General features: G+C 66.4%; 19 protein-coding genes and 1 riboswitch. Of the genes, 5 read left to right on the forward strand and 14 right to left on the reverse strand.

Going from position 1 to position 21,481, the window contains the following annotated elements; genetic code table 11:
- Positions 1-72: 72 nt before the first annotated feature.
- From AC5RWO_RS00685 to AC5RWO_RS00705, 5 genes are all read right to left on the reverse strand, one after another.
- Entirely contained in the window at positions 73-1,461 is a 1,389-nt protein-coding gene (locus AC5RWO_RS00685) for a glycine--tRNA ligase (RefSeq protein WP_498728618.1), read from the reverse strand.
- Positions 1,462-1,750: 289 nt separating this feature from the next.
- On the reverse strand, positions 1,751-3,892 hold the full coding sequence (locus AC5RWO_RS00690; RefSeq protein WP_498728619.1) for an HNH endonuclease signature motif containing protein: 2,142 nt from the start codon (positions 3,890-3,892) through the stop codon (positions 1,751-1,753).
- 4 nt (positions 3,893-3,896) lie between these two features.
- On the reverse strand, positions 3,897-4,124 hold the full coding sequence (locus AC5RWO_RS00695) for a hypothetical protein (RefSeq protein WP_498728620.1): 228 nt from the start codon (positions 4,122-4,124) through the stop codon (positions 3,897-3,899).
- A gap of 125 nt (positions 4,125-4,249) precedes the next feature.
- Entirely contained in the window at positions 4,250-5,446 is a 1,197-nt protein-coding gene (locus tag AC5RWO_RS00700; protein WP_498728621.1) for a hypothetical protein, read from the reverse strand.
- A complete protein-coding gene (locus AC5RWO_RS00705) occupies positions 5,443-6,450 on the reverse strand; it encodes a DMT family transporter (RefSeq protein ID WP_498728622.1) in 1,008 nt (335 codons plus the stop codon). The genes AC5RWO_RS00700 and AC5RWO_RS00705 overlap by 4 nt, the downstream gene beginning before the upstream one ends.
- Before the next feature lie 102 nt (positions 6,451-6,552).
- Between AC5RWO_RS00705 and AC5RWO_RS00710 the strand changes: the two genes are divergently transcribed.
- Entirely contained in the window at positions 6,553-6,780 is a 228-nt protein-coding gene (locus AC5RWO_RS00710; protein WP_169996527.1) for an RNA-binding S4 domain-containing protein, read from the forward strand.
- Positions 6,781-6,901: 121 nt separating this feature from the next.
- Here the strand turns inward: AC5RWO_RS00710 and AC5RWO_RS00715 are convergent, their stop codons facing one another.
- Positions 6,902-7,552, reverse strand: a complete 651-nt coding sequence (locus AC5RWO_RS00715) for an alpha/beta hydrolase (protein WP_498728623.1) — start codon at positions 7,550-7,552, stop codon at positions 6,902-6,904.
- 88 nt (positions 7,553-7,640) lie between these two features.
- Between AC5RWO_RS00715 and AC5RWO_RS00720 the strand changes: the two genes are divergently transcribed.
- Together AC5RWO_RS00720 and AC5RWO_RS00725 are read left to right on the forward strand one after the other, a co-directional pair.
- Positions 7,641-8,480 (forward strand): SGNH/GDSL hydrolase family protein, encoded by an 840-nt coding sequence (locus AC5RWO_RS00720; RefSeq protein ID WP_498728624.1) that lies wholly within the window; start codon positions 7,641-7,643, stop codon positions 8,478-8,480.
- A complete protein-coding gene (locus tag AC5RWO_RS00725; protein ID WP_498728625.1) occupies positions 8,446-9,795 on the forward strand; it encodes a winged helix DNA-binding domain-containing protein in 1,350 nt (449 codons plus the stop codon). Before AC5RWO_RS00720 ends, AC5RWO_RS00725 begins: the two co-directional genes overlap by 35 nt.
- A gap of 241 nt (positions 9,796-10,036) precedes the next feature.
- On the opposite strand, the gene metX is transcribed toward AC5RWO_RS00725, so the two are convergent.
- The gene (gene metX / locus AC5RWO_RS00730; protein WP_498729305.1) at positions 10,037-11,116 is read right to left on the reverse strand and encodes a homoserine O-acetyltransferase MetX; all 1,080 of its coding nucleotides are present in this window, start codon (positions 11,114-11,116) and stop codon (positions 10,037-10,039) included.
- A gap of 81 nt (positions 11,117-11,197) precedes the next feature.
- On the reverse strand, positions 11,198-12,517 hold the full coding sequence (locus AC5RWO_RS00735; protein ID WP_498634919.1) for a bifunctional o-acetylhomoserine/o-acetylserine sulfhydrylase: 1,320 nt from the start codon (positions 12,515-12,517) through the stop codon (positions 11,198-11,200).
- A 65-nt stretch (positions 12,518-12,582) separates the two neighbouring features.
- A riboswitch (SAM riboswitch) is annotated at positions 12,583-12,697 on the reverse strand.
- 110 nt (positions 12,698-12,807) lie between these two features.
- On the opposite strand from AC5RWO_RS00735, the gene AC5RWO_RS00740 reads away from it, so the two are divergent.
- Entirely contained in the window at positions 12,808-13,449 is a 642-nt protein-coding gene (locus tag AC5RWO_RS00740; RefSeq protein WP_139006617.1) for a VOC family protein, read from the forward strand.
- 112 nt (positions 13,450-13,561) lie between these two features.
- Here the strand turns inward: AC5RWO_RS00740 and AC5RWO_RS00745 are convergent, their stop codons facing one another.
- Complete coding sequence (locus AC5RWO_RS00745) at positions 13,562-14,350, reverse strand: CPBP family intramembrane glutamic endopeptidase (protein WP_498728626.1); 789 nt, start codon at positions 14,348-14,350, stop codon at positions 13,562-13,564.
- A gap of 143 nt (positions 14,351-14,493) precedes the next feature.
- Between AC5RWO_RS00745 and AC5RWO_RS00750 the strand changes: the two genes are divergently transcribed.
- Positions 14,494-15,093 (forward strand): TIGR03086 family metal-binding protein, encoded by a 600-nt coding sequence (locus AC5RWO_RS00750; protein WP_498728627.1) that lies wholly within the window; start codon positions 14,494-14,496, stop codon positions 15,091-15,093.
- A 25-nt stretch (positions 15,094-15,118) separates the two neighbouring features.
- Here the strand turns inward: AC5RWO_RS00750 and hutI are convergent, their stop codons facing one another.
- From hutI to AC5RWO_RS00775, 5 genes are all read right to left on the reverse strand, one after another.
- Complete coding sequence (gene hutI, locus AC5RWO_RS00755) at positions 15,119-16,351, reverse strand: imidazolonepropionase (RefSeq protein ID WP_498728628.1); 1,233 nt, start codon at positions 16,349-16,351, stop codon at positions 15,119-15,121.
- Positions 16,348-17,778 carry a formimidoylglutamate deiminase gene (locus tag AC5RWO_RS00760; RefSeq protein ID WP_498728629.1) on the reverse strand — a complete coding sequence of 477 codons (1,431 nt, stop codon included), beginning with the start codon at positions 17,776-17,778 and terminating at the stop codon, positions 16,348-16,350. The genes hutI and AC5RWO_RS00760 overlap by 4 nt, the downstream gene beginning before the upstream one ends.
- The gene (locus tag AC5RWO_RS00765; RefSeq protein WP_498728630.1) at positions 17,775-18,974 is read right to left on the reverse strand and encodes an allantoate amidohydrolase; all 1,200 of its coding nucleotides are present in this window, start codon (positions 18,972-18,974) and stop codon (positions 17,775-17,777) included. Before AC5RWO_RS00765 ends, AC5RWO_RS00760 begins: the two co-directional genes overlap by 4 nt.
- 63 nt (positions 18,975-19,037) lie before the next feature.
- On the reverse strand, positions 19,038-20,720 hold the full coding sequence (hutU, locus tag AC5RWO_RS00770) for a urocanate hydratase (RefSeq protein ID WP_498728631.1): 1,683 nt from the start codon (positions 20,718-20,720) through the stop codon (positions 19,038-19,040).
- Between the two features lie 51 nt (positions 20,721-20,771).
- On the reverse strand, positions 20,772-21,479 hold the full coding sequence (locus AC5RWO_RS00775) for an IclR family transcriptional regulator (RefSeq protein WP_498728632.1): 708 nt from the start codon (positions 21,477-21,479) through the stop codon (positions 20,772-20,774).
- Positions 21,480-21,481: the final 2 nt, after the last annotated feature.

The following is a 21,481-nucleotide window of genomic DNA, read 5'->3' on the forward strand; positions in this document are numbered from 1 at the left end:
ACTCCTAGCGAAATTGCTTGAGGTAGGTGCCGGTTCGCCGGCACCTACCGGGTGAAGCTCAGCGCGGGTAGGTTACGCGCCGATAAGTCGTGCGGCCAGGTAACCTTCGACCTTGTCCAGGCTTACCCGCTCCTGCGCCATCGAGTCGCGTTCGCGGATGGTCACCGCGTGGTCCTCAAGGGTGTCGAAATCAACCGTGATGCAGAACGGCGTACCGATTTCGTCCTGGCGGCGGTAGCGGCGGCCGATTGCGCCGGCGTCGTCGAAATCGATGTTCCAGGTGCGGCGCAACTGGGCCCCGAGATCCTTGGCCTTCGGCGACAGGTCCTCGTTGCGGCTCAGCGGCAGCACAGCGGCCTTGATCGGGGCCAGCCGCGGATCCAGCTTGAGTACTGTGCGCTTGTCCACGCCGCCCTTGGCGTTGGGAGCCTCGTCTTCGGCGAACGCGTCCACAAGGAATGCCATGAATGAACGAGTGAGTCCGGCAGCCGGTTCGATGACGTACGGGGTGTAGCGCTCGTTGGTCGCCTGGTTGAAGTAGCTGAGGTCAGTACCGGAGTGCTTCGTGTGGGTGGAGAGGTCGAAGTCCGTCCGGTTGGCAATGCCTTCGAGCTCGCCCCACTCCGATCCCTGGAAGCCGAAGCGGTACTCGACATCAGTGGTGCCCTTGGAGTAGTGGCTCAGCTTGTCCAACGGGTGCTCGAACAGACGCAGGTTGTCCGGGTCGATACCCAGGTCCACGTACCACTGCAGACGGTTTTCGATCCAGTACTTATGCCATTCTTCATCCGTGCCCGGCTCGACGAAGAACTCCATCTCCATCTGCTCGAACTCACGCGTGCGGAAAATGAAGTTACCCGGAGTGATCTCGTTACGGAAGCTCTTGCCGATCTGGCCGATGCCGAACGGCGGCTTCTTCCGCGAAGTGGTCAGCACATTGTTGAAGTTCACGAAGATGCCCTGCGCGGTTTCCGGGCGCAGGTAATGCAGCCCCTCTTCGCTGGCGACCGGGCCGAGGAAGGTCTTGAGCAGACCGGAGAATTCTTGAGGTTCGGTCCATTCACCCTTCGTGCCGCAGTTGGCGCAGGCGATATCCTTCAAACTATTTTCGGGCGCGCGGCCCTTCTTCTCTTCGAATTCTTCTTCAAGGTGGTCCGCGCGGTAACGCTTGTGGCAGCTCAGGCACTCAACCAGCGGGTCGCTGAAGACGTCCACGTGGCCGGACGCTTCCCATACCTGGCGGGGCAGGATTACCGAGGAATCCAAGCCGACGACATCGTCGCGGCCGCGGACAACGGACTGCCACCACTGGCGCTTGATGTTTTCCTTGAGCTCGACGCCGAGAGGCCCGTAGTCCCATGCCGAGCGGGATCCACCGTAGATCTCACCGGCCTGGAACACGAAGCCGCGGCGCTTGGCCAGCGAGATGATCGGATCAAGCTTGGATTTGGCTGCTGCCATCAGGTGGTTCTCCAGTCTCTACAGGGCCGCTGGGTGCGGTCCGGCTTGGTTCGGGCGCAGATCGAAATGAGCCTGCATTTGCAGGTAGTCAGGACGGTCTTTGCGCACAGGTCAGTGCGTAGCGAAGCTACAAGGTTAGCCTACCCAAGTCCTGCCGACTCCCCCGACACCGTCTCCGTGACATGACGTGGTTGTGATGAAAAACGGCTTGCTGAAACCGGATGCTCGTTCAACAGGCACCGTGAATAGAGTATTCAGCACAAACGCACGCCAGCCGCTGCACCATTGGTCAGAATGGTGGTTCTTTTTCTTCGTCGGGTGGTTCCGGTGGTGGTGGTTTTTTGCGTTTGAGGCGGCGGCGGAAGTCGTCGGGCAGCGCGTCCAGGACCCGGTCGGTGAAGGACGGCGGTCCGGCGCCGGTATCGCCGGGTCTAGTGGTGTAGGTCTGGTTCCCCGGCGTGGTGGTAATGAATTCGCCGGGCCTGGTCTGGGTGACTTTCCAGCCGGCGAGCGATTTAAGCCGGTGGTCCGACCCGCAGCGCGGACCAAGGTTGCCGAAATCCGTCCGGCCGTGCCCGCCGTTCGCATGGTAATCGATGGTGTGGTCCAGGTCGCAGTCCTTCGCCGGGACATGGCAGCCCGGCGCCGTGCACGTCGTGTCGCGGTGCCGGACCGCGCGGGCCAGATCCGCCGGCGGCCGGTACACCGTTTTGCCGTAGGACAGGGTGGTCCCGGTCTCGGGATGCGTCAGGATCCGGTAGAACGACGCGGCGCCCTCGCAGAGTTTCCGGGCGGCGTCGGCGGGGATCGGCCCGTACCCGTCGAGGGTGGCCGGTTCCTCGTCCAGGCCCATCAGCGTGAACACCGGCACGGTCAGCGCGACCTCGGGCCGGATCCCGGCCGCCGGCCCGGCCTCCATCCCCGCGTGCAGCAGCAAATCGATGAACACGTCCGCGCGCAGCTGCCCCACCGTGCGGGTCTCCGCCCCGGTTTGCAGGCCCCGCGCCGCTTGGGTGAGCCGGTCGTACGCGGCGCATGCTTCCTCGGCGGGCAGGTACGCGCCCAGGAACGCCATCCCGTCATCCGCCGGCTCCAGGTGCACGCTCCGGCACTTTTCCTGCCGTTCGCGGCGGACGGTGATGGTTTCCGGATTCAGTTTCTCGCGCTGCTTCCGCGCCGCGTACTGCAGCTCGCCCGGCGTTTTGTCCGGCGCCTCGCCCAGCAGGGCCTGCTCGAAGCCGGGTTTCGCGCCGTCGGGGAGGGTGTCGCCCTGCCGGGTGATCACCCCGGCGTGTTCCAGGTCCAGGTCCCCGGCGGTGAGCGCGGCCAGCGTGCCCGGGTAGTGTTCGCACAGCTCCTGCGCGGTCTCGTACCGGCCGCGGGCCTGCTTCTCCGTGATCCGGTACAGGCAGGCCAGTTCCCTGACCACGGACTGCTCGGCCAGCTCTTCCAGCCCGGCCCGGCCCGGCGACGGTGTGCCCGGTTCCGGCGGCGGCAGCTCCTCGATGGCGGTCTGCCCGATCCGGTGGGTCAGGCGCACCAGGCCCGCGTCCAGCCACGCCGCCAGCCGCCGCCCCGCGGCCAGCTGCTCCACCGCCGACCGGTAATCCAGTCCCTCATACCCCGGCACTCCGGCATCGGCATCGGCATCGGCATCGGCAACCAGAACGGTACCCGCAGTGTCGGCCGCGCCAGCGGCGGCAGTACCGGCAGTGTTCACGGCGTTGCTGCTGCCGTTGCCGGCGGTGGCGGCCTTAGCCTCGGCCGCATCACCGGTGTTGCTGGCGCTGGTGGTGTTGGCGGTGTTGTTGGCGGTGGCGTGGAAGAGTTTGAACCAGTCGGCCGGGGTGCCGGCGGTGATCCGGCGGAGGCGTTCGTCGTAATACTCCCCGTGCGTTTCGGTGAACAGGTCCCCGGGCAGCCCCTCAAGGTCTTCGGCGGGACCCCAGCTGGCGGGGAACGGGCCGGACGGCGGCCAACTGGCCCAGGCTTCCTCGCGCTCCCACGCGGCGAAGTCATCGAGGCCGGCGCTGGCACCCAGATGCTCCGGCTCCCCGATCCGGGCGGGGATCTCCTGCCCGGCCAGCGGGTCCTCGCCGTAGGACTCCAGCGTCGGCGGGTCCAGGACCGGGCCGCGGGCCTCGGCGTAAATCTCCTCCATGTAACCGGCCATCGTCGCGTGCTTGGGCGGTTTGCCGGCCGCAATGTATTCGCGGGCGTGGGCCAGGCCGCGTTTGCGGTCCTGCGCAGCATGCAGGTCCAGGCGCTCCAACGCCTTCCGCAGCGCTTCCTGCCGCTGCGCGGCGGTCGTGGGCCGGCCCTGCTGAATGCAGCGCAGCGAAAACCCGTGCTCCGCAAGCCCCTGCGCCCCGGACTCCTGCCCGGGGGCCGGGGAACCGGAAACCGGTGCCGAACGCTCTTCCGGTGCCATGACTTCAGTCCATCATCCGGCTGTGACAAACAAGAGGGAAAAACACCACGTCTTCCGGCTTCCACAAAAGTTCTTCAAAAATCTTTTCCGCAGCAGTTTTACCGAGCCCCGAAGGAAGCACACCGGGGCGCAACACACGGGGGCGGACCACGCCGGCGCGGACCAAGCGGCGAGGCTGAAGCTCGGCCGCGCGTATCCTGCGCAGTGCGGACGAAAACTCTTGTGTTGCCATGACTCCAGTCCATCATCCGGCTGTGACAGTTCAGAGGCTTATTCACAGCGTCTGACGGGTTCCACCGATATTCTTCAAAATTCTTTCCGCCGCCGAAAACAGCACCGTCGAGGTGGCCGGCGGGATTAGGGCCGGATGCCGGGGAAGCTTTCGATATTCTCTTGGCCGGTAATGCGCCGGGCAACGCTCTCCATGGTCACGGGTTCGCTGTCGATGCCAGCATGTTCCCTGGCATCCGAACGGCTGTCTAAGGGGCCGGCCAACTGCCGCGACCAGATCGCCTGGACCCGAGCATCCGCCCCGCCGAACATTTCACGCAGCACGGGATCCGCTTCCACGTTTTCCTGCAGCCCGAGCAGCGGTGCGTCCTCTTCGTCCTCCAGTGCGTGGTGGACCAGATACAGAAGGGACTTGTTATAGAAGGTGATGTTCAGCAACTTGCACTCGTCATCCAGCGCCCTCTGTTTACCCAGGGCGAAAGTAGACAAGGCATGGATGCCGTTGCCGATGCGCGGCACAATGTCCCGTTTGAACTCCTCGATCAGGATGGCCGGGTCGAGGAAAATAAAGGACTCAAACGCCGGCACGCCTTCCTCAAACGCCGCACGCAGGAAATACGAGTGGAAGATGGCCCCGGCGCTATGACCGACGGCGTGCAACGTGACCGCGCCAGGGTTCTGCCGGAGGAACTCCGCCAGCTTCCGCGCCACATATCGCGCTCCGCCCTCATCGACGCCGATGCCGACTTCGACGACATCAGGACCGGCACCGCTGGCGGCAGCATCGGCGGCGTCGGTGCCAGAACCGGCATCGCCTGCCGCAGCATCGCCGTCGTAAGCAATAGGACTTGGGCCATCGGCGCGATCGACGGACCGGGCTGCGCTGGCTTTGAGGTCGGCCCAGACTGATTGGCCTCCGGCATGCCTGGCGATCCACTCGACGAACTTGTCGGCGGCCTCTTCGATGGGCACGGCCGGCCGCAGCCGATCGATGCCATTCCGGATCCTGGTGCCGAGGGCTTCAAGCAGACCGGTTTCCCAGACGAAATAGAGCGGGTAGACGCAGTTGGCCAGCCACCAGGGAACATGATGTGCCGCGGCTGCGAGGCCGGTCCGCTCTGGCACCAGACCGCCATGGGCCCAGAACATCAACGGCACCGGGCTGCCGGGATGCTCGGCGATGAACCGGGGCAGGTGGACCTCGAAAATCCGGTCCACCTCCTCAGCCGTGGTCGAGGCCAGGCCGCCGGCAGTCAACCGCCCGTTCCGCAGGTTCACCAGATGGGGGCCCAAGGACATGAAACCGTCGTCCGACGTCGTCATCGGTTCCTCTCTCCTGCTCCAACGAGGGCTTTGCGGCGCAACGGATTAAACGCCGTCCGCGGCCACGGCAGCGTGGCGAGCACCATCGCCACGAGAGTCAGCAGCGTACCCAGCACCGTCGCCGTCGTAATAATGGTGCCGGGCGCGGGATACACCACATCCAGCAACAGGGAGCCGAGCACCTGTCCGGCAATCATGCCCAGGCCGGTCAGCAGCACGCCCAGGGAGCGGACTAGCACGGCAGCGAGGGCAAGGAAGAGGCAGCCGATCGGGCCGCCAAGGTAGTACCACCATTCGTCCGGCAGGGGATTTCCGACGCCGGCGACCGCCACTTTCACGAACCAGGCGGCGACCAGCAGCACCATGCCGACGGTGAGGTTGACCAGCGTGGCGGGCAGCGGCGAGCCGAAATGCAGCGTCTGGGTGCCGTTGAAAGCCTGTTGGAAACTCTGCATGAATCCGGCTGCCAAGGGCAGCAGCACCGGGATCAGCCATTCGCTGAGGTCGGAACCGGCTGAAAACTTCGGCGAAACGGCCCAGGCCACCGCGGCCACGGTCAGCAGCGCGCTGAGCACCCGCATGATCGTGACCGGTTTCTTGCCGGCAGGGCCCAGACCAAGCCGGTCCACCAGCAGTCCGCTCAGGGACTGCCCGGTCACGGCGGCAACGGTGAAGAGGGCGACGCCGATCAACGAGATGGTTATCCCCTGGCTCACCACCAGAAAGGCGCCGCTGAGGCCTGCCAGCAGGTACCAGCGGGGAAACTTTTTCTGCTGTATTGCCGGTGCGATGCGCCGCACTCCGGCGCGGCCGCTTGGCACCAGCAAACAGATCAGGATCATCAGGATCAACCCGGTGCCGAAGCTCACGGCCGCGGTTGCGAGTCCGTCGTTAAGCACTTCCCCGAGCGCCCCGTTGATTCGGCCCTGCACAGGCATGCAGAGGCCCGTCACCACGGCCAGCGGCAGGCCTAGCGCAAGCGGCATTCTGGGAACGTGGGACACGGTTTCACCCTATGTCAGGGGCACCGCCGCGACGGGCACAACGCACCCGCCCCACCGCAATGTGGCGAGCACCATGGCCGCTGCGTCAGGCAGAATGTACCTATGGCCTCTGATGACATCAATGACATTTCCATCCGCGACGACATGATCCGACTGGGACAGCTGCTCAAGCTGGCGAACCTCGCCGAGGACGGGAACGAGGCCAAGGAGTTCGTCGAGCACGGCATGGTGCAGGTCAACGGGGAGATCGAAACCCGCCGCGGCCGCCAGCTGCACGCCGGGGACACGGTCACCGTCAACGGCGAGACCGTCCGCGTGGTTCACGAGTAGGCCGGCCGGGCCTGTGCCGGCGTCGCTGTTAAGCCAAGCGCCGCCGTCGTTCTTCGGCAGCAGCGCAGGAGCGCTGGATAACCAATAACGACGACGGCGGCACGGGCTTGCGTGCGAGGTTTTACTTCGCGTTGAGCACCTTGTAGGTCAGGAATTCCTTCACGTGGGCGAGTTCCTGCGCGTTGATGCCGTGGCCGATATTGGCATAGAGCACCTTGGTCAGGTCGACGTGCTCGTTGAGCCACGCATGGCTGTACTCGATCTTGTCCGGCGTGATGACCTGGTCCTCCTGGTCGCGGCCCCAGAACACTGCGGGCCTAAGCGACTTGACCGCCTTGTCGTTGAAGAACGGGTCGCCGTCGGCGGGGACCACGAAGCCGGAGAGGCCGATGACTGCGGCGATTTCCTCGGGGCGGTGGCGCATGATGGACGTCGCAACGGCCATGCCCATGGAGAACCCGAGGACGGAGACGCTGCTGTGCTGGTCCTTGACGGTGTCCAGCCAGGACCATACATCAGCGGCGGCCTTGGTGACCTTGTCCACAGAGAAATCCGGCTCGTGCATCAGCGGGAACCAGGAAAAACCCGGGCCCAGGGCGACGGGGGCGCGGACGGCGGCAACGGTGAAGTCTTCGGGCAGCCCCGAAACCAAGCCCATCAGGTCCTCTTCGTTGGAGAGGTAGCCATGGAAGAGCACCAGCAAGGGAGTGCCGGCCCGCTCGGCTTCAGGCTTGGACCAGACGACGACGGGCTTATAAGTAGTTTCGGTCATACTGCCATTCTGACACACCGATAGTTGAAGCTTCAAGTTGCGCGCTTGGGTCTTTGCCATTGAACGGCCGCTGGAGCAGGATGAACTTGTGAGTAACTTGCCTGAGGCAGCTTCGCAATCGCTCGACAGCGCCCGCCATCCTTGGAGCCGCTTTGTTGCCATCGGAGACTCGTTCACGGAGGGAATCGGCGATCCGGATCAGGACAGCCCCGGCGGTAACCGCGGCTGGGCCGACCGCGTCGCCGAGGAGTTGGCACGGAACCACCCGGATTTTGCCTACGCCAATCTCGCCATCCGCGGGCGGCTGCTGCAGCAGATCATCGACGAACAGGTCGGCCCGGCCGTTGAGCTCGCACCGGACCTGATCAGTTTCTGCGCGGGCGGAAACGACGTGATCCGACCCGGTTCGGATCCCGACGCCCTCGCCGAAAAGATCGACGTTGCCATCGGAACGCTGGCGGCAACGGGGGCAACCATTGTCCTGTTCACTGCACCGGATTTCGGCGATACACGCCTAATCGGCGGCGTCCGCGCCAGGGCGGCCATCTACAACGAGAACCTCCGCACCGTGGCCACCCGGCATGATGCGGTCATCGCCGACATGTGGGCGCTGCGGGAGCTGAAGGATTCACGGATGTGGGCGCCGGACCGGCTGCATTTCTCGCCGCTGGGCCACCACACCATCGCCGCCATGGTGCTGGACGCGTTGAATGTGGAGCACAGCCTGCAACCCGAAATCCCCAAGCCGCTCCCGCCGAAGAACTGGCGCACCGCCCGCGCCGAGGATCTGGTCTGGGCCCGCCAGCATCTGTTCCCCTGGGTCCTGCGGCGCCTGCGCCACCAGTCGCTGGGCGACGGGATCTCCCCCAAGCGCCCGACCGCCGGTCCGATGTTTGGCCCGGGCATGCCGCCCGGCGCGGCTGGGTAAGGGCCGGCTGGTCAACGTGGGTTCCGCTGGCAACGCGCGTGCCGCCCGGGAGAAGTCCGGTGCAGGCGGGCTCCACGGCGCGTCTGCTGTGGCTTCCGGGATTGTCCGGCACCGGCTGCTCGCGCAGCACCTGTGGGGAGACGGAGCGTACGACGCCGAGGCCTCCTTACGCTCATTGCTCGCTGTGCAGGCACAGGAGTACGCCTATGCGCGGTGGTCATTGGCGCAACGGTGCCAAGGGCCGGCCCGGGACAGCGCGGCAGGCGTGGATGCCGCTATTGCAGCGGGCACCATACTGCGGACCCATGTGCTCCGGCCGACCTGGCATTTTGTCCTCGCGGAGGACCTGCGCTGGCTGATGACCTTATCCGGCCCGCGGCTCAGGGCCGGCAATAAGACGCGGGACCGGCAGCTGGGGCTCGATCCAGAGACCGTTGGCCGCAGCAACGACATCCTTGGCGCGGCCGTAGCCGGCGGCCGGCACCTGACCCGCGACGAGTTGGCCGCCGAACTCGAACGGGCGGGTCTGCTGGAGGATACCGGCGAGCGTCTCAACGGGGCGCCCCTACGCGGCCAGCGCCTCGGGCATATGGTCTTCCATGCCGAAATGGACCAAGTGCTCGTCAGCGGCGTACCACGGATCAGCGACAGCGGTACGGTACGCCAGACCTATGCCCTGTTCGACGAACGGGTGCCTGCCCTGCCAGCAGATTTCGACCGCGACCAGGCACTGGCGGAACTGACCCGCCGCTACTTTTCCAGCCGCGGACCCGCCACGGTCAAAGACTGCGCTCTGTGGTCCGGTCTGACCCAAGCCGACGTCCGGCGGGGACTGATCGTGCTCGCTGCGGACCGCGCAGAAAGCATAGAGGAGAGCGACCGTTCCCGGCTGCACTCGTTCACTGCCGATGACCACGAATTCGTTCTCGCCTCCGGCTCCACGCACTCTGCATCAGACGGCGCCTCCGCCGCTTCAGAGAACGGTCTGGCGCCGCCCAGCGCTGCGCCGGCCGCCCCTCGAATCGACTTGATCCAGTGCTACGACGAATACGTCATGGGCTACACGCCGACCAGACATTATTTGGGCGGAACGGCTCCTGCCTCGGTGGCCAGCAGGCATCCCAGTCACGTCGTCCTGCTGGATGGGCGCATGATCGGAAATTGGCAGCACGCGCTGAAGCCTGAGTCCGCCGTCGTAAGTATCTCGCTGCATCGGGCGCTGACAAGGCCCGAGGAACGCGCCCTGGATACCGCCGTCGCCCGCTATGAGACTTTCCTGGGCCGCGCGGTCACGGTGGACCTGCTCGGTTCCTGACGCGTAAAGGCCAAGGGCGGGCCGGAAGGAAGGTCTGCTGGATAGACTGCCGGAACCGTCGGAACTCCACAGCAAAAGCATGTTGACCGATGCCCAGTACGACCTGGCGCTGCAGGAAGCTCTGCGCGATTACCCAGTCCGGCCTCCCGGCATGTAGTCCAGCGACGCCGCAAAAACCGGCGTTGGATCAGCTGCGGAACGCCGCGCGGTATGGATTAGCTGCGATGCTAGGCGGTACGGATCAGCTGCGCGGGAAGAACCGGGCAACCAGCTCATTGTGCAGCTGGTGGATGTCCGTCAGGAATCCGTCGTGGCCGGTGGGCACCTCGATCATGTGCACCTTGGGCGGCGTGGGCAGCGCTTCGGCCAGCTGGCGCGACTGCTCCGGGAAGTACAGCCGGTCGGAATCCACCGCCGCGATGAAGAAATCCGTTTCGACGTCGGCCAAGGCCTGCTGCACCGAGCTGCGGCCGCGCGCAACGTCGTGGCTCATCAGGGCTTCGGTCATCAGGATGTAGCTGTTCGCATCGAACCGGCCCGCCAGCTTGCTGGCCTGGTGGTCCAGGTAGCTTTCCACGGCATACCGCCCGCGCGCTGCCGGGTTAGCGCTGCCGAAGGGCTGCTCGGTCCCCTGGGCGTTGCGGCCGAAGCGGTACTCGAATTCAGGCTCGGACCGGTAGTTGATGTGCGCGATCCTGCGGGCGATGCCGAGGCCGGCGTCGGGCGCGGGCCCTTCGTAGTAGTCGCCGCCGTTAAAGTTCGGGTCCAGCCGGATGGCCAGCACCTGCGCCTGGGCGAAGGCGATCTGCTCCGCGGTGCTCGCCGCACCGCAGGCAATCACCGCACAGCGGGCGGTCCGCTCCGGGTAGGTAGCGGCCCATTCCAGCGCGCGGGCTCCGCCCATGGAGCCGCCGAGAACAGCATGCCAGCACTGGATTCCCAGCTGGTCGGCCAGCCGCGCCTCGGCGTGGACCGAATCGCGGATGGTCACCAGCGGAAAACGCGAGCCCCAGGGCTTGCCGTCAGGCGCCGGTGAGGACGGGCCGGTGGAGCCGTAGCAGCCGCCGACCATATTGGCCGCCACCACGAAGTACTCGTTGGTGTCGATCGTGGCGCCGGGCCCCACCAGGGGATCCCACCAGCCCGCCTCATCCGTATCTCCGCGAGCCACATGGGTGCTGCCGGTCAGGGCATGCGCAATGAACACGGCGTTGGAGGCATCCTCGTTGAGGGTGCCCCAGGTTTCGTAGCCCAGAACGACCTCGGGCAGAAAACCGCCCGTTTCCAGCTCGAGGGCGCCGATGGACGCGTAACGCAACATGCCGTCCGCCGCCGTGTCCAGCAGTTCCTGTGGTTGCAGAGTTGTCAATGCTATGCCTGTGATTCCTTCATGATGCCGCGTTCAGGCGGCACCCTTGGATGCGCGGAAACCGGCTTCGAGGTCCGCAAGAATATCGTCGATGTGCTCGATGCCAACGGCCAGCCGGACCAGGCCCGGCGTGACACCGGCGGCTGCCTGCGCCTCCGGAGACAGCTGGGCGTGCGTGGTCGACGCCGGGTGGATCACCAGAGAGCGGACGTCGCCGACATTGGCCACATGGGAGTGCAGTTCCAGTCCGTCGACAAAGCGCTTGCCGGCCTCGAGCCCACCGGCAATTTCGAACGCAATGATGGCGCCAGTGCCCTTGGGGCCGTACTTGCGGCCACGCTCGTACCATGGGCTGGAAGGCAGGCCGGCGTACGCAACGGACGTAACGGCGTCGTGCTTTTCAAGCCATTCGGCCACCTTCTGCGCATTCTCCACGTGGCGCTCCACCCGCAGGCTCAGTGTCTCCAGACCCTGGGCGATCAGGAACGCGTTGAAGGGCGCGGCCGAGGAACCAAGGTCACGCAGCAGCTGGACGCGCGCTTTGAGGATGTAGGCCAGATTCGCGCCGAGCGCGCCGCCGACGCCGAGGTCGCGGGCAAAGACCAGGCCGTTGTAGCTCTCGTCCGGGGTGTTGAAACCGGGGAACTTCTCCGGATCTTTGGCGAAGTCGAAGTTACCCGAATCCACGATCACGCCGGCGATGGCGCTGCCGTGGCCGCCGAGATACTTGGTGGCCGAATGCACCACGATGTCGGCGCCCCACTCGATCGGGCGGATCAGGTACGGGGTGGCCAGCGTGTTGTCCACGATCAACGGCACGCCTGCTTCGTGAGCGATGGCGCTGATGCCTTCGACGTCGAGCACGTCCTGGCGCGGGTTGGACACGGCCTCGCCGAAGAACGCCTTGGTGTTCGGCTTGACGGCCGCGCGCCACTGGTCCAGGTTGTCCGGATCCTCGACGAAGGTCACCTCGATGGCGAACTTCTTCAAGGTGTTCTTGAGCAGGTTGTACGTGCCGCCATAGAGGCTCGGGCTGGCGACGACGTGGTCACCCGCCTCGGCAACGTTCAGGATGGAGAACGTGGACGCCGCCTGGCCGGAGGACAGCAGCAGTGCGCCGACGCCGCCTTCCAGGTTCGCGATCCGGTTCTCCACGGCCTCCGTGGTCGGGTTGCCGATCCGGGTATAGATGGGGGCCAGTTCGGCCAGCGCGAAACGGTTGGCCGCGCTTTCGGCACTCGGGAAGACGAACGACGTCGTCTGGTAGATGGGCAGGGCACGCGCGCCTGTTGCGGTGTCAGGCTCCTGGCCTACATGGATCTGGCGGGTTTCGAATGACCAGTCGTTTGACATGTGGAACTCCCTCTTGTCTCAAAGGGGTCTGCCCGGGAACCGGATTCCGGCATTTTTCCTCGGGTGACCCGCGCTTGCGTCCCGCCTGCTGGCGGGAGCCTGGTCCTCACCCGGGGCACCCCACCGCGGTTGGAGGGTTGCCGGCCAGCTAGCCGGGGCTTGTTGCTGGCACTCATGACCTGTATCTAGGTTCGGCGACGGGCACTTTTTCAGCAAGTATGTGACGGCGTGTGAATGTCAGTTAGGACACCCTTAGTCGAGAGGCACATCACAAAATGCCAAAATGAGGCATGCGTTTCGATCATGTCTCATATGCCTGTGAACCCGATGGCCTGGCGGCTACAACCGAACGGATTTCGGCAGCCCTGGGTATCGAAGCCGTCAAGGGCGGCGTCCATCCCCGCTTTGGAACCCGCAACATGATTTTCCCCCTGACGGACCATCATTATCTTGAGGTCGTCGAGGTGCTGAACCATCCGGCGTCGGACAAGGCGCCGTTCGGCCAGGCCGTGCGTGCCCGCTCCGAAGCAGGCGGCGGCTGGATGGGCTGGTGCGTTGAGGTTGACGATCTGGCTCCGTTCGAGGAGCGCTTGGGACGCCATGCCGTACCGGGCGGCCGCAAGTTCCCGGATGGCCGCGAACTGACCTGGCAGCAGATCGGCATCAAGGGCCTCATCGCGGACCCGCAGGTTCCGTACATGCTGCGCTGGGACGACGGCACCGAAGAACTGCACCCGTCGAAGGCCTACCCTGCAACGGCGAAGCTGATCGGATTGACCATCGGCGGCTCCTCCACCCGTGTCGCGGACTGGCTGGGAACACCGATCGATGCGCTCCTGGACGACGTCAAGGTTGCCTGGACGGCGCCGAACGGCACCCCGGGCATCATGTCCGTACGGTTCGAGACCGACAAGGGCGTCGTCGAACTCTAACCGCTCCTTTCGGAGATTTTCGCTCCGCTTTGGTATTGGCTCGACTGAGCGAGTATCCAAAGCGGAGCGTTTCTTTTGCCGGACCCAGGGGAAGACGCCGCGGCGGGAGAAGTTATTGGCCGATGCCGATGGCGGAGCCGAAGAGGGCGTAGCCAACGAACCCTGCGATGTCGAGCAGGGCATGGGCTATGACCAGGGGCATCACGCGTTTGGTGCGGGTGTAGGCATAGCCAAAGACAAGGCCCATCAGGAAGTTGCCGATGCCGGGCCCGATCCCCTGGTACAGGTGGTAGCTGCCGCGGATTACAGCGCTGGTGAAAATGATGGTCCAGGTGCCCCAGCCCAGCTTGGCCAGCCGGTTGAAGAGGTAGCCGACCACAACGACTTCCTCCAGCACCGAGTGGCGCAAGGCGGACAGAATCAGGACCGGGACAGTCCACCAGTACTCGTCCAGCGCTGCCGGGACTATCGCCGTCGTAATGCCTAGGGCCCGTCCGCCCGCATACACGCCCAACGTGCCCGCGCCGATCAGCAGTGCCAGTCCGAAGCCCAGTCCAAAGTCCACGCCGGGCCGGGCGAAGGTAAACCCGATCTTCCGGAAGGCCTCGCGGGCTCGTTCACCCGGGGTTGCCAGCAGGAACAGCACCAGCGCCACAGGGATCAGGGCAAAGAAGATTGCCAGCAGTTGGTAGAGCAGGTCGAACAGCTCCCGCTCGTTCAGGACCGGGTTCAGCGCCGTGGTCTGCGATCCCAGTGGCGCCCGCGTCATCTTTTCCAGCAGGTTCACAATGGCGTAGACGGCGGACTGGCCCAGGGAGAGCCCCAGAACGATCAGCACTTCAGCCCGGTAGTAACGGCGGGTGCGGGGCGCGGTATCGGTGGCTGCGGTCTGGCTCTGCATGGGTCTATCTTGCCAACTCCTGCTGGGAGCGCGCTCAACAAGGACGGATTGGCGCAATCCCGCGGTCTGGCTCTGGACGCCGGGGAACCTGCGTGCGAAGGTCAAAAAGACAAATAAACAGCCAAAGGACAGGGAGGCCCGGCGTGCTCAATCTGGAACCAGCCGCGCGGCAGGTGGCGGAAATTGTCAAGGGCATCGGGGACGGTCAGTTGGCCGGGCCAACGCCCTGCGAGTACTACAGCGTTGGGGACCTGCTCGATCACTTCATGGGCCTGACCGTCGCCTTCAGGGACGCGGCGACCAAAGCGTCGATGGAGCCGGGATATGACTCTGTGCCGCCCGACGCCCCGGATAATCGCCCCTCGGCCGCGAACCTGGACCCGGATTGGCGGAACCTTCTCCCCCAGCGCCTGGATGACCTGGCTGCTGCCTGGCACCATCCGTCTGCCTGGCAAGGTATGGCACAAGCCGGCGGCGTGACCATGCCGGCCGAGCTCATGGGCCTGGTGGCCACCAACGAGCTGGTGGTGCACGGCTGGGATCTGGCCGCTGCCACGGGCCAGACGTTCGACGCCGACACAGCCAACCTGCAGGCGGCCTACGAATTTGCCGAACTCTCCGCCAAGGACGGAGAAGATCGCGAGGGCTTGTTCGGCCCGGTCATCGAGATTCCCGCCGATGCGCCGCTGCTGGACCGTTTGCTGGGGCTGACCGGACGAAATCCCGGCTGGACCGCGAAGTAGCAGACAAGCAAGTCACCAGCGAAAGTCAGCGCACTTTCACGCCCGCGCGCCAGACCGCGGCAGTCAGCGGCATGCCGGGCCGGTAAGCCAGATGCGTGGCGGAGGGCGCGTTGAGCAGATGCAGGTCGGCCCGGTGTCCGACGGCGATCGAGCCCACCGCCCGCTGTCCATCGACGTCGGTGCCAACGTGCTTGCCCAGGGCAAGGGCGCCCGCATTCGTCGCCGCCCGGACTGCTTCATGGACGCTCAGTCCCATCTGCAGGACGGCCGTGGTCACGCAGTAGTTCATCGAGCTTGTGTAGGACGTGCCCGGGTTGCAGTTGGAGGCAAGGGCAATTTCGACGCCGGCATCCAACAGCTGCCGTCCCGGCGCCAAGGGCTGCCTCGTCGAGAGATCGCAGGCCGGCAGGCACGTGGCCACGGTGCCGCGCTCCCCTGTCCCGGCCACGCGGTCCCAACCGGACCAGCTGTCCGCCAGTGCTTTGACGTCGGTGTCCGCCAGATAATTGACATGGTCAACGCTGGCGGCGCCGAACTCGACGGCGAGCTGGACGCCCGGCCCCTCGCCCAGCTGGTTGCCGTGCACGCGGAGTCCGAGCCCGGCGTCGCGGCACGCGGCCAGCACGCGACGTGACTGCTCCTCGTTGAAGGCGCCGCGCTCGCAGAACACGTCAGCCCACTGCACATATGGCCGCACCGCCTCAAGCATCTCGCCGCAGACCAGCTCGGTGTAGGCATCCGCGTCCATTCCGTGCGGGACCAGATGGGCGCCCAGATACGTCACCTGGTCCGCCACCGTGGAGGCGATGCGCGCTGACCGCGCCTCGTGCTCCACATCCAGCCCGTAGCCGGTCTTCGTCTCCAAATAGGTTGTTCCGCCGGCGACCGCCTCGGCGATGCGTCCCATCAGCAACCGGGTCAGGTCGAAGTCGTCGGCAGCACGGGTGGCCCCGGTGGTCACCGCGATCCCGCCGGCCGCATAGCTCTCCCCCGCCATCCGTGCCTCGAATTCAGCGGTGCGGTCCCCGGCGAACACCAGGTGGGTGTGCGAATCAACCCAGCCCGGCAGCACCGCCCGGCCTTCGGCGTCGTACATTTCATCTGTTTGCGGCGCCTGGCCGGCGGGTCCGATCCAGCTGATCCGTTCACCCTCAATAACGACGGCGGCATCGCGGAGCACTGAACCGGCCTCGCGAGCCGGATCCTGGGTCATGAGTTCGCCGATGTTGGTGATCAGGGTGGACTGCGTAGTGGTCATCTTTGGAGAGCTCCCTTGGCTGCGGTGTCGCCGGTTCCTGCGGCGTCGACGTCGGTGATGGCTGCCGCGAGCAGCCGGGCGGGATCGCCCAGCGTCGCGTGGATGCCTTGGCGGGCGGCAAGGCGGCCGCCGATGACGACGGTCCTGACGTCCTGCGCGGTGGCGGAAAGCGCCAACTGGTCCGGCTGCGAGCCGATGGTGCGCAGGCTGCCGGGGTCCACCGCCATCAAATCGCAGTACTTCCCCCGTTCGAACCCGGGTAGCCTTCTACCCTGCGAGCGGGCGCCGGCATTCGAGGCCGCTTCGTGCAAGGCCTCGGGCGGGAACCAGCCGCGCTGCCCGGAGCGCAGCCGTTCGCCGTGTTCGAGTGCGCGCATTTCCAGCCAGGGATCGACGACGGCGTGCTGGTCCGTGCCGAGCGCGATGCGCGCTCCTGCGTCGCGCAGGGCTGCGGCCGGACCGATGCCGTCCGCCAGGTCCGCCTCGGTGGTCGGGCACATCACCACGGTGGCATGGGCGGCGCCGAGCATGGCGATGTCCTGCTCCGTCAGGTGGGTGGCGTGGACGGCCGAAAGCCGGCGGGTGAGCAGGCCGCTCCGGCGCAGCAGCGCCGTGGGCGTCAGCCCGGTGGCCTGCAAGCAGGCTTCGTTTTCGGCCGGCTGTTCGGACAGGTGGATGTGCAGCGGAATCTGCGGCGGCAGCTTCTCGGCAATGACCGGCAGCACGTCGGCGGGCACCCCGCGCACCGAATGCAGGGCGGCACCAACAGTGACCTGGTCCGGACTGAATTCCCGTGAGATAGCTTCGCGCAGGGACTCCAGCCGCGACAACCACGCGTGGACATCCGGATCGCCGAAGCGCAGCTGTTCCGGCGAGAGCTCCTGCCCGATGCCGCCGGCGAGGTAGCAGGTGTCCAGCAGCGTCAGCCTGATCCTGGCGTTGACCGCTGCCCTGGCCAAGGCAAGCTCCATGGCATGCGGACCGTCTGCTCCGTTCGGGGATGCGCTGCCGGCGCTTCCCGGGCTCGCGCCACTGCCGTACGGCGTGCCGTCCGGGCGATGGTGGACGTAGTGGAATTCGGCCACGCTGGTCCAGCCCGTCACCACCATTTCGGCAAAGACGGCTGTGGCCAGCTGCTCATACAGCGCCGGAGTCAGCGCCCCTGCCGCGCGGTACATCTGCTCCCGCCAGGTCCAGAAACTGCCCACACCCATGTCATGCGTGCGGCCGCGCAGGACCCGGTGGAAGGCATGCGAGTGGGCGTTGGAAGCAGCCGGAAAGGCCACGCCGGAGACGGGCAGGTCCGAAGCCTTCCGCTCCGCGCCCAGCTCCAGCCGAGTGACGATTCCGGCCTCGTCCACTTCGACGCGCACACCCGGCACCACACCGCGTCCGCGGATCCAGGCGGCTTCGCACCAGACGCTCACAGCAGCCCCTCCAATACATCGGCCAGCGCACCCGCGCCCGCGTCGGCGTCGTCGTCCTCAACGTGTTCTTCCGGCGAGTGGGAGATGCCGGTCGGGTTGCGCACGAAGATCATGCCGGAGGGCACATAGCCGGCCAGCACGCCGGCGTCGTGGCCGGCACCCGTGGCGAGCACGGGTGCCCCGGGCAGCGCATTTTCGAGCTGCCGCTGCAGCGCCGGGTCGAAGTGGACCGTGCCGGAATAGGACTCCTCGGTCAGCGTCACCGAGCAGCCTTCGAACGCCGCGATCTTCTGCGCCTTGCCGTGGATCGCCTCCACGAGCGCGGCGGTCACGGCGTCTTCCGGATGCCGGACATCGAGCCATAGCTGGACCCGCGAGGCGATGACGTTGGTGCCGCCGGGGATCGGTTCCAGCCGCCCCACCGTGGCGCGGGCGTCCGGCTGTGCGGCGGCCGATTTCTGCACGGCAATGATGATCTGCGCTGCCGCCACCATGGGATCCGCCCGGTCCTGCATCAGGGTGGTTCCGGCGTGGTTGCCCTGGCCGCTGACGGTTAGCTTCCACCGGCCGTGGCCCAGGATGGAACTGCCGACGGCCATCGCAGGCCCCTCCTCGCCGAGGCCGCGGCCCTGCTCGACATGCAATTCGACGAAGTCGCCGATCCGCGCCAGCGCTTCCTCGTCCCGCCCGAAGTGCTCCGGGTCCAGCCCGTTCCCTTGCGACACATCCGCAAAGGTATTGCCGTCCGCGTCGCGCAGGTTCCGGGCCTTGTCCGGATCGATGGCGCCGGTCAGCAGCCGCGAGCCGAGGCAGGCCACTCCGAAGCGTGAGCCCTCCTCCTCGGGGAAGACCGTGATGGCGAGGGACCGGTTGGGTTGGACCCCGCGCTGCCGCAGGACGTCGACGGCGGCAAGTGCCGAGGCCACGCCGAGCGGCCCGTCGAACGCGCCACCGCCGGGGACCGAGTCCAGGTGGCTGCCGGTGACCAGCGCACCCTTTTCCGGCGCACCCCACCAGGCCCAGATGATGCCGTTGCGGTCCGTCTCCACTTCCAGCCCGCGCCGGCCGGCCTGCTCGACGAACCAGCCGCGCAGGTCGAGCTCCGCCGTCGAATACACCGGACGCGAGTATCCGCCGCGGGCAGTATCACGGCCGACGTCGCTGATTGACTCGAGCAGCTGGGAAACGGTTTCCAAAGAGGACCTCCGGATGGGGACGGGCGGACAGGACAAGACGGGGGCGGGTGGGACGGGGCAGGATCAGGACTCGTTCATCGGTACCCGCACCCCGCGCTCGGCAGCAACCTCAATGGCCCGATCGTAACCCGCATCCACGTGCCGGATCACTCCCATGCCCGGATCGTTCGTCAGCAGGCGTTCCAGCTTCTGCGCCGCCAGTTCGGTGCCGTCGGCCACGGAAACCTGGCCGGCGTGGATGGAGCGGCCGATGCCGACGCCGCCGCCGTGGTGGATGGACACCCAGGTGGCGCCGGAGGACGTGTTGACCAGGGCGTTTAGCAGCGGCCAGTCGGCAATCGCGTCCGAACCATCGGCCATGGATTCGGTTTCCCGATAGGGGGAGGCCACGGAACCGGAGTCCAAGTGGTCGCGGCCAATCACGATCGGCGCCGAAACCTTGCCCTCGGCCACCAGCCGGTTGAACAGCAGCCCGGCCTTCTGGCGCTCGCCGTAGCCCAGCCAGCAGATCCGTGCCGGCAGACCCTCGAACTCGACGTGCTCCTGTGCGGCGTCAATCCAGCGGTGCAGGTGCTCGTTCTCGGGGAAGAGCTCCTTGATCGCCTCGTCGGTGACGCGGATGTCCTCCGGATCACCGGACAGGGCCACCCAGCGGAACGGGCCGAGCCCTTCACAGAACAAGGGACGGATGTAGGCCGGAACGAAGCCGGGGAACTCGAACGCGCGGTCGTAGCCGCCCAGCCGCGCCTCGTCGCGGATGGAGTTGCCGTAATCGAACACCTCGGCACCGGCGTCCTGGAACTCCACCATGGCCTGCACATGGCGGGCCATCGACTCCTGCGCCTTCTTGGTGAAGCCCACGGGATCCGCCTTGGCCTCGGCGTCCCACTGGTCCACGGAGTATTCCAGCGGCAGGTAGCTCAACGGGTCATGCGCCGAGGTCTGGTCGGTGACGATGTCCACGCTGATCTCGCCGGCCTGGTGCCGGCGCAGCAGCTCGGGGAACACCGCGGCGGCATTGCCCACGTAGCCCACGGACAGCGGACGCTTCTCCTGCTTGGCGCGCATGACCTTGGCCAACGCGGCGTCAAGATCCGTTTCCACTTCGTCCAGGTATCGCTTGCCGGCGCGGCGGCGCAGGCGTGTCTCGTCGACGTCGACAATCAGGCACGCGCCGCCGTTCAGGGTCACGGCCAGCGGCTGCGCACCGCCCATGCCGCCGCAGCCGCCGGTCAGGGTCAACGTTCCGGCCAGCGTGCCGTTGAACCGCTTGTCGGCGATGGCGGCAAAAGTTTCATAGGTGCCCTGCAGGATGCCCTGGGTGCCGATGTAGATCCAGGACCCGGCGGTCATCTGGCCGTACATCATCAGGCCCTCGGCCTCGAGCCGGCGGAACTCCGGCCAGTTGGCCCAGTCCCCCACCAGGTTCGAGTTGGCAATCAGCACCCGCGGCGCCCATTCATTGGTGCGGAAGACACCCACCGGTTTGCCGGACTGGACCAGCAGGGTTTCGTCCTTCTCCAGGGTGGCCAGCGTGCGCACAATCGCGTCGTAAGCCTCCCAGGAGCGGGCCGCGCGGCCGGTGCCGCCGTAAACCACCAGGTCCTCGGGCCGCTCGGCGACCTCGGGATCCAGGTTGTTCATCAGCATCCGCAGCGGCGCTTCGGTCTGCCAGCTCTTGGCCGTCAGTTCGGTGCCGCGGGCGGCGCGGACAGTGCGGGAGGAATCATGTTGCGTGAAGGTCATTTCTGAAAGCTCTTTTCTCTGAGGGAAGCGGGCAGTTATCCGGCTGTCAGGTTAGGAAGTGCGGGGACTAACGACGACGGCGTCCCCGCCTGGGGCGGCAAAGACGCGGCCTGCTTCGGCAGCCAGCAGGGCGCCGAAGGTTTGAGCGGCTTCAGCGGTAGTGCGGTAGCTCGGCGCAACGATGCTCAGGGCCGCGACCACCTTGGAACCGGCCATCACTGGGGCGGCCACCGCGGTGATGTCGGGCTCGACGCCTTCGGCCACGACGGCGAAGGACCCGGGCGCCACCCTCCCCTGGAGGGCTTCCCCGGCGGCACTGCCGACCATGGGGAACGTGCGGCCCACCCAGTTGATGTGGCGCACGGTGTGCGTGCCTTCCTCGATGGCCAGGTACAGCCCGTCGGTGCTGCCGGCGGCCACGCTGAGGTAGGCGGATTCGCCCGTCCGGGCAACCAGTGAGCGCAAGGCATCCTGGCTGGTCGCGACCAGCGATTCGTGGCTCAAGGCCTGGACGCCCAGTTGGACCATGCGGAACCCGGGCCGGTACAGGCCGTCCTCGCGCTTGGCCGCGAAGCCGTTGGCCTCCAATGTCCTCAGCAGGCGAAGTGCCGTGCTCGCCGAAAGGTCTGCCGCCTTGGCCGCATCGGCGAGTTTGACGCCGTCGTTCTCGCAGACAACGCGCAGCAGACCCAGGGCGCGGTCGGCGGCGCGGGTTGTAGCGTCCGGCGCCGCAGCGGTCTCTGTAGTGGTGTCCACCATGG

The organism is Arthrobacter sp. B055-34, from assembly GCF_059090425.1.